The organism is Pseudomonas sp. GL-B-12, from assembly GCF_019955895.1.
In the GTDB taxonomy this organism is placed as follows: Bacteria; Pseudomonadota; Gammaproteobacteria; order Pseudomonadales; family Pseudomonadaceae; genus Aquipseudomonas.
On the sequence record NZ_JAHBCX010000021.1, the window covers coordinates 14,889 to 28,976 of the forward strand.

Below are 14,088 nucleotides of genomic sequence, written 5' to 3' on the forward strand. Positions count from 1 at the left end.
GTTCAGGCGACCACTGATTCGGTTGACCATTGCTGGTACGGAATCGGCAATTTGCGCGACTCGCCGCGGCCGATCGGGAAGTAGGTGAAACCGATGCGTGCCAGACGGTCTGCGTCGTACAGGTTGCGGCCGTCGAAGATCACCGGGGCGTTGAGCCGCTGCTGGATCAACTCGAAATCCGGGGCCTTGAACTGTTGCCATTCGGTGCAGATGATCAACGCATCGGCGCCGGACAAGACCGACTCAGGCGTCCCCATGAGCATCAGTTTCGATTCGTCGGGATACAGTTTCTGGGTTTCCTGCATGGCTTCCGGATCGAATGCGCGGACATTCGCCCCGGCGGCCCACAACGATTCCAGCAATACCCGGCTCGGTGCATCGCGCATGTCGTCAGTGTTGGGCTTGAATGCCAGGCCCCACAAGGCAAAGGTCTTGCCACGCAAGTCGCCCTTGTAGAATGCGTTGATGCGCTCGAACAGCTTGTGTTTCTGCCGCTCGTTGATGGCTTCCACCGCTTGCAGCAGGTCGCTGGAGCAATGAGCTTCTTCGGCGCTGTGGATCAGGGCGCGCATGTCCTTGGGGAAGCATGAGCCGCCGTAGCCGCAACCGGGGTAGATGAAGTGGTAACCGATACGCGAGTCGGCGCCGATGCCCAGGCGCACCGATTCGATGTCGGCACCCAGGTGTTCGGCCAGTTCGGCGATCTGGTTGATGAAGCTGATCTTGGTCGCCAGCATGCAGTTGGCGGCGTACTTGGTCAGCTCGGCGCTGCGCAGGTCCATGAACATGATGCGTTCATGGTTGCGGTTGAAGGGCGAGTACAGGTCGCGCATGACGTCGCGCACTTCATCGCGTTCACAGCCGACGACGATACGGTCCGGACGTCGGCAGTCGGCCACGGCCGAACCTTCTTTCAAAAATTCCGGGTTGGAGACGATATCGAATTGCAATACACGCCCGGCATTGAGCAGGCATTTGTCGATGTGTGCACGCAGGGCATCGCCGGTGCCGACCGGGACGGTGGATTTTTCCACCAGGATCGCCGGTTGCTCGCGATGCCGTGCTACCGCGTCGCCTACCGACATCACGTAGCGCAAGTCCGCCGAGCCGTCGTCCCGGGACGGAGTACCGACTGCGATGAACAGCACCTGTCCGTGCTGGACGGCGAATTTTTCGTCGCTGGTGAACTGCAACCGCTTGGCGTCAAGGCCTTCGCGTACCAGGCTGGCCAGCCCGGGTTCGAAGATACTCACGTGGCCCTGTTTGAGCAGTTCGACTTTTTTCTCGTCAACGTCCATGCAGACCACGTCGTGACCGACTTCCGCCAGTACCGCTGCCTGCACCAGGCCAACATAACCGCTACCAAACACACTGATTTTCATGGGGCACTCCTAGATTCGGGCGCACGAGCAGGTCGAGAATTGATGGTAATGACGCCGAGGATGACTAATGCCACGCCAAGGCTCTTTGTAAGGCTGAACGCTTCGTTGAACAGCGGCAGGCTGGCGGCCAGCAGGTACACCAGCGCGTAGCTGATGCTCAGCAACGAGTAGGCCCGGCCCAGGGGCAGGTCCCGCAGGGCGGCGAGCCAGCAGAGCATCGACAAGGCGTAGGCGAAGATGGCCAGGAGGACCACGGCAACCGCTGTCAGGTCGATGGGGGCGCTGAGCCATTGTTCGGGTTGTGGCAGGTGACTCATGCTCCAGCGCATACCCAGCTGGGCGGCGCTGACCAGCAACACGCTGCCCAGTGCGAAGGTAATGCCGCGACTCAGGTTCATGCGTGTTGCCCCAGCAATGCCACGCCGCCGATCACCAGCGCCACACCCAGCCAGTGGCGGCGGTCGATGGTTTCGTGGAACACGAAACGCGCCACCAGGGTGATCAGCACGAAGTTCAGGCTCAGCATCGGATAGGCAATCCCGACTTCCAGGCGTTGCAGCACCAGCAACCACACCAGCAGGCCCAGCCCTAGAGAAGCCAGGGCCAGCCAAAGCCAGGGCGAACGCAGTTTGTCCGTCCACCCGGAAGGTTTGCCGCGCCAGCTTTCTACCGCATATTTCTGTGCGATCTGGCCCAGGCAGGTCAGCAGACAGGCCACCAGTAGCAATAGCAGGCTCATGGTGTCGCCTGAGGGATAATCAAAATCACCAGATTGCCTTGTTCATACCGCTTGCCCTCTTTGGGCAACTGTTCAAGTTCGTGCAGCTCTTCTTCGCCCTTGACCCGCATGACCACACCCACCGAGCCTTGCTGGCGGGCGTCGTGCATCCACTGTTGCACCTGATCGGGGTTGACGCGCTGCTTAAGCGAATCAGGATAGGCAAGGCCATATTTCAATTCGCCTATCGTGTTGAAAAAAGCCACCTCCGGCCGTTTCACCCGCCAGGACAACGCCGACGCGGCCCCCAGGTCGTTGCTCAACAACTTGGCACTTTGGCCGAGCTCCTGGGCGTGATCGAGGATGAATTGGTCAGGCGTTTTATTGGCGACTACGGAGTTGGGCAGTCCGGCAGGCAACAAACCGACGAGCAACAAACTGCCAAAAGCCGGGGCTGCCCAGCACTGCAACGGGCGGAAGGCCTGCAGCAGGTTGGCCATGATCCAGCCGATCAAGCCGATGAACACCAACACCAGGTTGTGCAGTTCATGATCGTAGATCGGCTTTTTCAATTGCAGATAAACCAGGGCCAGCAGGGTGACCACACCCACCACCAGGTTCAGCAGGCCGTTGATGCCCGGGACGCGACCTTGCTCCAGCTTCAATCGGTCAGCCAGTGCATGGCCGAGCAACAATGCCAGGGGTAACAGGCACGGCAGGATGTAGGCCGGCAACTTGCCCTTGCTCAGGCTGAAGAAAAACAACGGCATCCACAGCCACAGCAGCAGGAACGCGATATTGGACTGGCGTCGGGTCTGCCAGGCTTGCTTCAGCGCCGGCGGCAGCAATGCAACCCACGGCATGCTGAAAGCCACCAGCAATGGCAGGTAATACCACCATGGCGCGTCATGCTGGGCATCGTCCCCGGCAAAACGGCGGATGTGTTCGTGCCAGAAGAAAAACCGCCAGTAGTCGGGCTCCTGGGCGTGCACTGCCAGCGCCCATGGCAGGCTGACGACGATGGCGACCACGACCGCCACCGGGCCGTAGACCAGTAGTTCACGCCAGCGTTTTTGCCAGATCATCCAGGGTAGGGCGATCAGCACCGGCAGCAACCAGGCCAGGAAACCCTTGGTCATGAAGCCCATGCCGCAAGCCAGACCCAGCACCGCCCACGCGATCAGGCGTTGCCCGCGGCTCGTGCTGTCGAGCGCGAACCATAGCGCCACCAGGCTCAGATTGACCCAAAAGGTGAATTGCGGATCGAGGTTGGCATACCCCGCCGAAGCGGCAATGACCGTGAAGCTCATGTACAGCAGCGCGCAGGCGAAACTTTTGCGTGGTTCGTTCCACATCCGGCGGGCGACCAGGTAGCACAGCAGCACGCTCAAGCCGGTGCTCAGGGCCGAGGCGAAGCGCACCCCGAACAGGTTCTGGCCAAACAGCGCCTGACCGATGGCGATCATCCAGTAGCCGGCCGCGGGTTTTTCGAAATAGCGCACGTCCATGAAATGCGGCGACACCCAGTTGCCGCTCAGGAGCATGCCCTGGCTGATCTGGGCGTAGCGGGTTTCGTCAGGAATCCATAAGCCATGACTGCCCAGTGGCAGCAGGTACGCCAGCGCCACCATGACCAGCAATAACGGCAAAGCCCAGCGCTTGCTCATGCCCCTTGTACTCCCAGCCAGCCTTCGCGACCTTCGAGTGCACCGCGTACCACGCGGCCGATCGGTAAACTGTCAGGTGCCTTGGGCAGCAAGTCGCCCAAGGGTTGAAAATGTATAGCCCGCTGACGCGCATCGCTCAGCAGTTGACGGAAATCGTTGGCCATCAGAATCCCTTCTACCTCGGCATGGATCGTGTAGACATTGAGTTTTTCCGGTGTGAACCGGTCCAGGATGAACGTGTTGAAATCCTTGGCGGCGACGGTCGGCCCGACCACTTCGTCGAAGGTCGGCAGGTCCACCGGGATTTGCGGTGCGCCCAGGCGACCATCGGCCAATCGCGGCTGGAACAGGCTCAGGCCGCGACAGTCGCTGTTATAGCGAAAGCCGAAACCCTGCTTGGCTTCAATCACACGCTCGTCGGCACGCCAGCCGGCAGACGCCGAGCAGGTGATCTTTTCCCCGAGAATGTCGCTGAGGGTGTCCACGCCACGGCGTATCTGTTCGACCAGTTGTGCCTCGCTCCAGCGCCCGGCGTTGGCTTGCCAGCCGTGGTGATCCCAGGCGTGCAGGCCAACCTCATGCCCGGCATCCCGGGCCTGGCGCATCAAGTGCCCCAGGTCCCGGCCGATCGGTTTTCCAGGCCATGCGGTGCCGGCCAGCAGGATGTCCCAGCCATACAGGCCGGCTGCGTTGGAGCGGAGCATTTTCCAGAGAAACTGTGGACGGATGAGGCGCCACAAGTGGCGCCCCATGTTGTCCGGCCCGACACTGAAGAAGAACGTCGCCTTGACCTGTGCCTCATCAAGGATTTCCAGCAGCCGGGGCACCCCTTCACGGGTGCCCCGGTAGGTGTCGACATCGATCCGCAGTCCCGCCTGCATCAGCGCTTGTCCGCGATTTCGAGCATGGCCTCGCGCAAGAAGAAGTCCAGGGTGTTGCCGATGGTTTCGCTCATCTCCACGGTTGGCGTCCAGTCCAGCAGACGCTTGGCGTTGGCGATGCTTGGCTTGCGGTGCGAAACGTCCTGGTAACCGGTGCCGTAGAACGCCTTGCTTTCGATGTCGCGGAAACCGGCGAACGGAGGGAAGTTGGCGCGCAGCGGGTGAGCTTCGAACTGACGCAGCAGCTCTTCGCCCAACTGGCGGATGCTGGCTTCGTTGTCCGGGTTGCCGATGTTGATGATCTGGCCGTTGCAGACATCGTTGTCGTTGTCGATGATGCGCGCCAGGGCTTCAACACCGTCGGCGATGTCGGTGAAGCAGCGTTTTTGCTCGCCACCGTCGAACAGCCGAATCGGCGTACCTTCCACCAGGTTCAGGATCAACTGGGTAATGGCGCGGGAGCTGCCGATACGGGCTGAATCCAGGCGGTCCAGGCGTGGACCCATCCAGTTGAACGGACGGAACAGGGTGAAATTCAGGCCCTTCTGGCCATAAGCCCAGATCACGCGGTCCAGCAGTTGCTTGGAGACCGAGTAGATCCAGCGTTGCTTGTTGATCGGGCCGACCACCAGGTTGGAGTTGTCTTCGTCGAAGTTGTTGTCCTGGCACATGCCATAGACTTCCGACGTCGAGGGGAAGATCACGCGCTTGTTGTACTTGACGCAGTAGCGAACCAGTTTCAGGTTCTCTTCGAAGTCCAGTTCGAATACACGCAGCGGGTTACGGGTGTATTCGATTGGCGTCGCGATGGCCACCAGCGGCAGCACCACGTCGCACTTCTTGATGTGGTACTCGATCCACTCGGAGTGGATGCTGATGTCGCCTTCGACGAAGTGGAAATTCGGGTGGCTGCGCAGGCGGTCGATGGCGTCCGAACCGATATCCAGGCCGTAGACTTCGTAGCGGTCGTCGCGCAACAGGCGCTCGGACAAGTGGTTGCCGATGAAACCGTTGACGCCGAGGATCAGCACGCGGGTGCGACGCGGGGCACGACCGGATTCGGCACCGCGCAGCACGGAACCGTCCACCAGGCCCAGTTCGTTGGCCAGTTGCGGACCGCTCAGGTACAGACCGTTGTCGTTGCGCTGGCCGGCGTTGATGATCAGCGAGTCTTCACCGCAGGCGATGCGCAGCGGGTCAACGCTGATGACGCGGCCCGGCGCCAGGCCTTCGTTGCCCTTGGCGACTTCGGCGCTCCAGACAATCAGCTTGTGCTCGCCCACCGCGCAGAAGGCGCCCGGGTACGGCTGGGTCACGGCGCGGACCAGGTTGAACAGTTCTTCGGCCGGTTTGGCCCAGACCAGTTTGCCGTCGGCCGGGGTGCGACGGCCGAACACCGTGGCCTTGGTTTCGTCTTGCGGTGTTTCGCTGGCTTTGCCTTGCAGCAGCGCCGGCAAGGTGTCACGCAGCAGGTCAGAGGCTGCCAGGCGCAGTTTGCCGTGCAGGCTCAGCGCCGTATCGCTGCGCTCGATCGCGACCTTTTGCTGGGCAACGATGGCGCCCGCATCGGCGCGCTTGACCATGCGGTGCAGGGTCACGCCGGTTTCCGTTTCGCCGTTGACCAGCACCCAGTTGGCCGGTGCGCGACCACGGTAGCGCGGCAGCAGGGAACCGTGCAGGTTGAACGCGCCTTTGCGCGCCGTGGCCAGCAGCGGTTCGCTCAGCAGGTTGCGGTAGTAGAAGGAGAAAATGTAGTCGGGATCGAGCTTGGCGATACGCTCGATCCACAACGGATGGTTGGCATCTTCCGGTGCATGCACCGCAATGCCGTGGCGGGCGCAAAGCTGTGCGACGGAACCGTAGAACGCATTCTCCTTCGGATCGTCGGCGTGGGTGAACACCGCAGCGATCTCAAAACCGGAGGAGAGCAGGGATTCGATGCCGGCGCAGCCAATATCGTGGTAGGCGAAGACAACAGCTTTTGCACTCATGAAGGAACCTGATCTGAAGAAGTGGAAGTAAGGCCGTCGACGGTAACAACGGAAGAGGGGGATTCGGGCTGGCTACGCAGCACCTTTTCAATGAAAAAGCGCGGGCGTGCGCGCACGTCGCTGTACATGCGGCCCAGGTATTCACCCAGCAGGCCCATGCCGATGAATTGACCACCGGTGAAGACGAACAGCACGGCGAACAGTACGAAGGTACCGCCACCGGCCCAGCCAGCGCCGAACACCAGGCGCAGCAGGATCAGTGCGATAGCGAACAGCACGCCCAGGGCCGCCATGCCGACGCCGACGATGCTCAGCAGTCGCAGCGGCGTGGTGGTCATGCAGGTGACCAGGTCGAACATCAGGTTGATCAGGCGCATGGGGCTGTACTTGGAATCGCCGTGTTCACGCTCGGCGTGGGTCACGAGGATTTCCGTGGTATGGCGGGCAAAGCTGTTGGCCAGGATCGGAATGAAGGTGCTGCGCTCACGGCAGGCGAGCATGGCGTCGACAATGGTGCGACGGTAGGCGCGCAGCATGCAGCCGTAATCGCTCATGGCCACGCCGGTGGAGCGTTGCACCGCGAGGTTGATCAGCTTCGATGGCCAGCGGCGCAAGGCCGAGTCCTGGCGGTTATTGCGCACCGTCGCGACGACGTCATAGCCAAGTTCGGCCTGCGCTATCAGCCGCGGGATTTCTTCGGGCGGGTTTTGCAGGTCGGCATCGAGGGTGATGACGACATCGCCCTTGCACTGTTCGAAACCGGCCATGATCGCCGCGTGCTGGCCGTAGTTGCGGTTGAGGATCACCGCCACCACCGGGCTGCCTTCACGGGAGGCGGCGTCTTCCAGGATCTGCGCGGAGTCATCACGGCTGCCATCGTCGACCAGCACGATTTCATAGGCCTGGTGCAACTGCTGGCAAGCCGCTTCAGTGCGCCGGAGCAATTCAGGCAGGCTTTCCTGTTCGTTGTAGACCGGAATGACGATCGAAACGAAGTTGATTGGGTAAGGTCTCAAAGGCTTCTGTCCATACAGTTTTCGATGGCACCGACGACGCGCTCGACATCATCGGTGGTCATGTCGGGGAATAACGGGATCGAACACAGCCTCGCCGAATTCCATTCGGTGTTGGGCAGGTACAGGTTGGGGTAACGCTGGCGGTAGTAAGTGTGCAGGTGCGTTGCAATGAAGTGAATACCTGTGCCGACATTCTGTTCCAGGAGGGCTTTCATGAACGCTTCGCGATCCAGCCCGCAGCGCTCGGCATCGATACGCAGGATGAACAGATGCCAGGCGTGTTTTTGCGAATAGGCGGGGACGGCCAGCGGCTGCACCGGCAAGCCTTCCAGGCGCTGCAGGTAGGTCTGGGCCAGTTGAGTGCGCCTGGCGTTGATCTCGTCCAGGCGTTCCAGTTGCACCAGCGCGATGGCGGCGTTGATGTCGGCCAGGTTGTACTTGAAGCCGGGTTCGACTACTTGGGCCTGGGGCTTGCGGCCGTGAGTCAGGCGGTCGTAGGCATCAACCCCCAGCCCGTGAAACTTGAGCATGCGGACCCGCGAGGCCAGGGCTTCATCGTCGCTGACGAACATGGCGCCTTCGGCGCAGGTCATATTCTTGATCGCGTGGAACGAAAAGATCGCCGTGCCTTTGGCGCCGACGTGACGACCTTTGTAGAAAGTGCCTGCGGCGTGGGCGGCGTCTTCGATTACGGCAATGCCGTGTTTGTCGGCCAGGGCGTAGAGCGGATCGAGATCAAATGCCGCACCGGCGTAATGCACCGGGATGATGGCTTTGGTGCGCGGGGTGATCGCGGCTTCGATAGTGGCCACGTCGGTCATCAGCGTGTCGCGGTCGACGTCGACAAACACCGGCGTGGCACCCAGCAGGGTGATCATGTTGGCGGTGGACACCCAGGTCTGCGACGGCGTAATGACTTCATCGCCGGGACCGATGCCCAACGCCAGCAGGGTGATATGCATCCCGCCGGTGGCCGAGGAAAGTGCCACGGCATGTCGGCAACCGACGTAGTTGGCGAAGTGTTCTTCCAGTGCCTGGTTCTTCGGTCCGGTAGTGATCCAGCCGGAGCGCAATACTTGCTCTACGGCAGCGATTTCTTCGTCGCCGATGCTGGGACGGGAGAAAGGGAGAAACGCCTGACTCATGGGCACCTCAGGGGCTGAAAACGAAAATAGCCTTTGAGGCTAAAAGGGATCCAAAAATCATCATAGACGCTAAATCAGAATCTACATCAAATCAACTAGTTACTGGATGGAAGCAAAAAACTGCGTCAGTTGACTTTTTCCGCGATGGCCGGCAGGTTGGGCATCCGTCTGGGCAGCGCCGAGTTTATAGAAGGTTATGCCCGATTTTGTGAAAGGAACATGAAAAAACGGTTGGGGAATCATTTTATCTGAAGGCTATTAAGCCGCTGTTCAGACTTCTTCCGTTTATCGCGTTTTTCAGGAAAAGTCCTACAAGTGTATTGTCTTTTACATCGTCGTTATTTCACTTCTTAGTTGTTTCATTGAACTGTTTACATTCAAGGCTGTTTCGTTTGATTGACTTACCTGTTACTGACTCACGCTCACCCCTCACCAATCCGCTGACCCTGTATCTGGCGCGACTGGCGCCATCCAGCCAGCTGACCATGCGTTATGTGCTGCAGGATGCCGCCGACCGCCTGGGCTTCGAAGACCAAGATATCGAGGAAATACCCTGGCACAACCTGCAGCCCGAAAACGTGATCGCGCTGGTGGCCACCTTGCGTTCGGATGGCTATGCGCCGAACACGTCTTCGCTCTATGTCAACGCGGTGCGCGGGGTGATGAACGAAGCGTGGCGCATGAGCCTGATCTCTCAGGAGCATCTGTTAAAGATGCGTACGGTGAAGGGCATGGCCGGCACTCGGCTGTCCCAGGGGCGCAATCTCAGGCGCACGCTGATTCAGGAACTGATGGCGGTCTGCGCCGCCGATCCGCGGCCACAAGGCCTGCGGGATGCAGCGATCATCGGGATTTTGTACGGTTCGGGAATGCGCAAGTCCGAATCGGTGAACCTGGAGCTGAATCAGGTCGATTTCACCGAGCGCAGCCTGCGGGTGACTGCCAAGGGCAACAAGCAGTTGATCAAGTACGCGCCGGCCTGGGCCTTCGCCAAGCTTGAAGCCTGGCTTGAGCTGCGCCGTTCGCTGCTCAAGGACGGCGAGTCGGACGACCCGTTTCTGTTCAACCGCATCCGCCGTGGCAGCCATATCACCCGTGAGCGCATCACCAAACATGCGATTTATTACATCGCCCGGCAGAGGGGCGCGCAGGTCGGGGTGAAAATCATGCCCCACGACTTCCGGCGTTCATTTATCACCCGGGTAATCGAAGAGTATGACTTGTCGATTGCGCAGAAGCTGGCGCACCACAGCAACATCCAGACCACGGCCAACTACGATGTGCGCGATGACAACGAGCGGCGTCGGGCGGTGGATCGATTTGACCTGTGAACGATCACATCTCGCTCAGTACATGGGCATGCCCAATGGTCGAGACCTGAACCGAGCTGCCGGCGGGTGGTGCATACATGCCTGAGCTGCGCACCAGCAGTGATCGGCCCGATTGCTCGTTGCGGGTCAATGGCTGGAGCTCCACCGTCAGCGTGCAGGTGTTGCCGCTGAAATCCCGATCGGTGACCACCGCCCGGCAACCGCTGGCTTCCGGGTCACTGGGGAGGATGCTGGCCAGTTGCAGTTGTTCGGGTCGCAGCATGATCTGCGCCGAGCTGTTGTTGCGGTGGTTGTTGACCGGAATCCGCCCCAGGTCGCAATGGGCCCAACCGGCCTCGATGCGGGCGGGCATCACCACGGCATCCCCCAGGAACAGCGCAGTCTGTTCGTCTTCGGGGTAACGGTAAAGGTCCAGCGGGTGCCCTGACTGTACCAATCGGCCATGACGCATCACCGCCAATTGGTCGGCGAACGACAAGGCTTCACTCTGGTCATGGGTGACCAGAATGGTGGTGACGCCCGCGTCTTCCAGCAGTCGCGCAACCATCTTGCGCATCGCCGCACGCAAGCCGGTATCGAGCGCCGAGAACGGCTCGTCCAGCAGCATCAGTCGTGGCTGTTGCGCCAACGCCCGGGCCAGGGCCACGCGCTGTTGCTGGCCACCGGACAATTCGTGAGGCCAGCGCTCGGCCATCTTCGCGTCCAGCGCCACGCTGTCCATGAGCTCGGCGACGCGCTGCTGTTTTTCAGTGCCCTTGGTGGGCAAACCGAAGCCGATGTTCGCCGCCACGGTCATGTGCGGGAACAGTGCGCCGTCCTGCGGCACGTAGCCGATCAGGCGTTGATGGGCCGGCACTTCGTGGGTGCCGTCGACCAGGGTCTGGCCATTGAGCGATAGACGCCCGGAATCGGGGAATTCGAAGCCGGCAATCATCCGCAGCAACGTGGTCTTGCCTGAGCCGGAAGGGCCGACGATGACCGTGCGACTGCCGCTCGGCACCGACAGGCTGACGTTGTCCAGGGCGCAATGGGCGCCATAGGACTTGTAGAGGGCATTCAATTCAAGAGTGTTCATCGGCCAGCCGTTTTTTTCGATTGGTGATAAAGAAGTCCGGTCAGCGGCAGCGACAGCACAACCATCAATAAGGCGTAGGGCGCAGCGGCCGCGTAATCGATTTCGCTGGTCATGGCCCAGAACCCGGTCGCCAGGGTGCGCGTGCCGTTCGGGGCCAGCAACAGGGTAGCGGTCAATTCGTTGGTGATCGCCAGGAACACCAGCGCCGCGCCAGCGGCTGCTCCCGGGGCAGCCAGGCGCAAGGTGATCAGCCACAGTGCCCGGGCCGGCGAGCGGCCAAGGCTGCGGGCAATGTTTTCCAGTTCCACCGGGGCTTGGGCAATGCCTGCGCGCAGGCTCACCAGGGCACGAGGCAAGAACATCAACAGGTAAGCCAGCAGCACGGTGAAGGTGGTCTGGTAGATCGGCCGGGCAAAATGGATCGTGACGGTCACCAGTGCCAGCGCCACGATAATTCCCGGCAAGGAACTGGTGATGTAGTTGCAGCTTTCCAGTACCCGTTGCAGTCGACCGGGATAGCGGATCGACAGCCAGGCAATCGGGATCGCCGCGCAGGTGGTCAGCGCCGCGCCAGCGATACCCAGTAGCAGGGTTTGCTCCAGAGCGGGCAGCAATTCAGCCATGTCCCAGACTTCCACACCGCCGGCGATGAGCCATTTGCCCAAGGTGATCAAGGGCACGCCCAGGGCCAGGGCGCAGGTCACGATTTGCAGCATCAGTGAGAGCAGGGTGGATGCCGGTTTCAGGCACACGACCCGTTGCTCCCGGGCGCTCCCCGAACCGACTCGAGCGTAACGTGCTGAGCCCCGTGCCGCGGATTCGGCCGTCAACATCGCCAGGCAACACAGCGCCAGCACACTGGCCAGCATGTGCGCTGCCGCACCGTTGAAGGTCGATTTGAACTGATCGAAGATCGCGGTGGTAAAGGTGTCGAAGCGAATCATGGCGTACAGGCCATATTCGGCCAGCAGGTGCAGGCCGACCAGCAGCGCACCACCGCAGATCGCCAGGCGCAATTGCGGCAACACCACGCGGAAAAACACTTTCCAGGGTTTGAGTCCCATGGATTCGGCGACGTCTTCGATGGCCGGATCGAGCCGGCGCAAAGTGGCCGCTACCGGCAAATACAGGAACGGGAAGTAGGCGATGACCGAGACCAGGACACCGGCAAACAAGCCGTGAATCGGTGGCACCAGGCTGACCCAGGCGTAGCTGTGAACGAACGCAGGCACCGCCAGCGGTGCGGTGGCCAGCAACGACCACCAGCGCCGTCCGGGCAAGTTCGTGCGTTCAGTCAGCCAGGCCAATGTCACCCCCAGTGCCACGCACAAGGGAATCGTCAGCAGCACCAGCAACACGGTGTTGACCAGCAGTTCACCGACACGAGGGCGGAACACCAGGGCCACTACGGTTGACCAGCCTGTCTGCAGGGACACGCCAATAACATAGGCGATCGGTAGCAGTGCCAGTAATGAAACCAGCACCGACAAACCGATCACCCATACACCGCCACGTCCCGCAAAGACTCCGCGGGATCGTCGACGCAAATGTGCGGGTGTCGCCTCAGCGACCCCCGCAGGCAGGGTTTCTGGCATCAATTTAGAGCAATCCGGCCTGTGTCATCAGCTCCACGGCTTTTTTACTGTCGAGCCTGGAAGCATCGACAGTCGGCGCATCGAGTTGATTCAGTGGCACCAGTTTAGGGTTGGATTCAGCACCTTTGCCCACGGCGTATTCAAACGACTTGCCGTTCTTCAGGACAGTCTGGCCATCCTTGCCGGTAATGTATTTGAGGAACGCCTGGGCTTGTTCTTTGTGTTTGCTGGAAGCGAGGACGCCGCCGCCGGAGATGCTAACAAAAGCGCCCGGGTCTTTGTGCTTGAAATAGTGCAGGGCGGTGTTCTTGCTGTTTTCACCGGTCTTGGACTGATCCACCAGGCTGTAATAGTGGTAGATCACGCCGCTGTCGATCTGCCCGGCATTCACTGCTTTAAGTACCGAGCTGTTGCCACGGTAGTTGGCGTAGTTGGTTTTCATGGCCTTGAGCCATTCCAGCGTTGCCGCTTCACCTTTTTGCTCCAGGATGGCCGCGACGATGGCCTGGAAGTCAGCACCGCCTGGCGATGCAGCCCAGCGACCCTTCCAGCTCGGCGAAGCCAGGTCCATGATCGATTTCGGCAGGTCGGCTTCCGGCAGTTTGCTCGGGTTATAGACGAACACCGTGGAGCGCGCGGCAATCCCGACCCATTTGCCGTGGGCCGGGCGGTAGGCGGAGTCAACCTGTTCCAGCGTGGTTTTGTCGACTGGCGTAAACAGCCCGGCGTTGTCGACCAGGACCATGGCCGGGGAGTTTTCGGTCAGGAATACGTCCGCCGGAGAGGCGGTGCCTTCCTGCACGATCTGGTTACCCATCTCGGTGTCATCGCCGTTGCGCAAGGTGACGGGAATACCGGTTTCCTGAGTGAAGCCCTCGACCCAGGCCTTGGTCAGGCCTTCGTGTTGCGCGTTGTACACCACGATACCGACGGAGTCGGCTGCATAGATCTGGCCAGCGCTCAGCAAAGCGGTGGCCAGCAGGGCCTTTTTCAAGAACGAAGGGATGTTGGGAATCATTCTGCGGGCTGCTCCTGGTGCATTTTTTTTGAAAGTCATACGCATTGAAAGGCTTGTAAACCAATGCGAATCATTTGCATGTTTTGAATGGCAGGGAATGTAGAGATCCAAATGAGAAAATAACGTCAAAAAAACCGTTAATACATGTAATTTTCATTCAGATTAGCAGCACTGTGCCCACAGTGGTTCGACTCGTCCATAAAAGGATGATGTCGATCAGGAAATGACGCAGCTGCGGATGCCTTGCCGGCCATTTTTTGCGTCTTGTC

At 60.4% G+C, this 14,088-nt stretch carries 12 protein-coding genes; 1 reads left to right on the forward strand and 11 read right to left on the reverse strand.

Annotated features, from left to right (window positions below):
* Positions 1-2: 2 nt before the first annotated feature.
* From KGA85_RS12385 to arnB, 8 genes are read right to left on the reverse strand one after another with little or no spacing between them, the layout of a single operon-like run.
* Complete coding sequence (locus tag KGA85_RS12385; RefSeq protein WP_223461149.1) at positions 3-1,382, reverse strand: UDP-glucose dehydrogenase family protein; 1,380 nt, start codon at positions 1,380-1,382, stop codon at positions 3-5.
* Complete coding sequence (gene arnF, locus KGA85_RS12390; protein ID WP_223461151.1) at positions 1,379-1,780, reverse strand: 4-amino-4-deoxy-L-arabinose-phosphoundecaprenol flippase subunit ArnF; 402 nt, start codon at positions 1,778-1,780, stop codon at positions 1,379-1,381. Before arnF ends, KGA85_RS12385 begins: the two co-directional genes overlap by 4 nt.
* On the reverse strand, positions 1,777-2,121 hold the full coding sequence (gene arnE / locus KGA85_RS12395) for a 4-amino-4-deoxy-L-arabinose-phosphoundecaprenol flippase subunit ArnE (protein WP_223461153.1): 345 nt from the start codon (positions 2,119-2,121) through the stop codon (positions 1,777-1,779). Before arnE ends, arnF begins: the two co-directional genes overlap by 4 nt.
* On the reverse strand, positions 2,118-3,767 hold the full coding sequence (arnT, locus tag KGA85_RS12400) for a lipid IV(A) 4-amino-4-deoxy-L-arabinosyltransferase (RefSeq protein WP_223461155.1): 1,650 nt from the start codon (positions 3,765-3,767) through the stop codon (positions 2,118-2,120). Before arnT ends, arnE begins: the two co-directional genes overlap by 4 nt.
* On the reverse strand, positions 3,764-4,648 hold the full coding sequence (arnD, locus tag KGA85_RS12405) for a 4-deoxy-4-formamido-L-arabinose-phosphoundecaprenol deformylase (protein ID WP_223532012.1): 885 nt from the start codon (positions 4,646-4,648) through the stop codon (positions 3,764-3,766). Before arnD ends, arnT begins: the two co-directional genes overlap by 4 nt.
* Positions 4,648-6,639, reverse strand: coding sequence for a bifunctional UDP-4-amino-4-deoxy-L-arabinose formyltransferase/UDP-glucuronic acid oxidase ArnA (gene arnA / locus KGA85_RS12410; protein ID WP_223461159.1), 1,992 nt, complete (start codon positions 6,637-6,639; stop codon positions 4,648-4,650). The genes arnD and arnA overlap by 1 nt, the downstream gene beginning before the upstream one ends.
* The gene (gene arnC, locus KGA85_RS12415; protein ID WP_223461161.1) at positions 6,636-7,655 is read right to left on the reverse strand and encodes an undecaprenyl-phosphate 4-deoxy-4-formamido-L-arabinose transferase; all 1,020 of its coding nucleotides are present in this window, start codon (positions 7,653-7,655) and stop codon (positions 6,636-6,638) included. Before arnC ends, arnA begins: the two co-directional genes overlap by 4 nt.
* Positions 7,652-8,800 carry a UDP-4-amino-4-deoxy-L-arabinose aminotransferase gene (gene arnB / locus KGA85_RS12420; RefSeq protein WP_223461163.1) on the reverse strand — a complete coding sequence of 383 codons (1,149 nt, stop codon included), beginning with the start codon at positions 8,798-8,800 and terminating at the stop codon, positions 7,652-7,654. Before arnB ends, arnC begins: the two co-directional genes overlap by 4 nt.
* 392 nt (positions 8,801-9,192) lie before the next feature.
* Here arnB and xerC point away from each other — a divergent pair, with 392 nt between their 5' ends.
* The gene (gene xerC, locus KGA85_RS12425; protein WP_223461165.1) at positions 9,193-10,131 is read left to right on the forward strand and encodes a tyrosine recombinase XerC; all 939 of its coding nucleotides are present in this window, start codon (positions 9,193-9,195) and stop codon (positions 10,129-10,131) included.
* A gap of 4 nt (positions 10,132-10,135) precedes the next feature.
* Here xerC and KGA85_RS12430 read toward each other — a convergent pair whose 3' ends face one another.
* The 3 genes from KGA85_RS12430 to KGA85_RS12440 are packed head-to-tail and all read right to left on the reverse strand — an operon-like array spanning position 10,136 to position 13,819.
* The gene (locus KGA85_RS12430; protein WP_223461167.1) at positions 10,136-11,206 is read right to left on the reverse strand and encodes an ABC transporter ATP-binding protein; all 1,071 of its coding nucleotides are present in this window, start codon (positions 11,204-11,206) and stop codon (positions 10,136-10,138) included.
* A complete protein-coding gene (locus KGA85_RS12435; protein ID WP_223461169.1) occupies positions 11,203-12,801 on the reverse strand; it encodes an ABC transporter permease in 1,599 nt (532 codons plus the stop codon). The genes KGA85_RS12430 and KGA85_RS12435 overlap by 4 nt, the downstream gene beginning before the upstream one ends.
* A gap of 4 nt (positions 12,802-12,805) precedes the next feature.
* Positions 12,806-13,819 (reverse strand): iron ABC transporter substrate-binding protein, encoded by a 1,014-nt coding sequence (locus tag KGA85_RS12440; RefSeq protein ID WP_223461171.1) that lies wholly within the window; start codon positions 13,817-13,819, stop codon positions 12,806-12,808.
* Positions 13,820-14,088: the final 269 nt, after the last annotated feature.

Coding starts and splice junctions, on each gene's coding strand:
- KGA85_RS12435 (WP_223461169.1), bottom strand. CDS start 12,801: ATGCCAGAAACCCTGCCTGCGGGGGTCGCTGAGGCGACACCCGCACAT.
- arnD (WP_223532012.1), bottom strand. CDS start 4,648: ATGCAGGCGGGACTGCGGATCGATGTCGACACCTACCGGGGCACCCGT.
- KGA85_RS12430 (WP_223461167.1), bottom strand. CDS start 11,206: ATGAACACTCTTGAATTGAATGCCCTCTACAAGTCCTATGGCGCCCAT.
- KGA85_RS12440 (WP_223461171.1), bottom strand. CDS start 13,819: ATGATTCCCAACATCCCTTCGTTCTTGAAAAAGGCCCTGCTGGCCACC.
- arnA (WP_223461159.1), bottom strand. CDS start 6,639: ATGAGTGCAAAAGCTGTTGTCTTCGCCTACCACGATATTGGCTGCGCC.
- arnE (WP_223461153.1), bottom strand. CDS start 2,121: ATGAGCCTGCTATTGCTACTGGTGGCCTGTCTGCTGACCTGCCTGGGC.
- arnT (WP_223461155.1), bottom strand. CDS start 3,767: ATGAGCAAGCGCTGGGCTTTGCCGTTATTGCTGGTCATGGTGGCGCTG.
- arnF (WP_223461151.1), bottom strand. CDS start 1,780: ATGAACCTGAGTCGCGGCATTACCTTCGCACTGGGCAGCGTGTTGCTG.
- KGA85_RS12385 (WP_223461149.1), bottom strand. CDS start 1,382: ATGAAAATCAGTGTGTTTGGTAGCGGTTATGTTGGCCTGGTGCAGGCA.
- arnB (WP_223461163.1), bottom strand. CDS start 8,800: ATGAGTCAGGCGTTTCTCCCTTTCTCCCGTCCCAGCATCGGCGACGAA.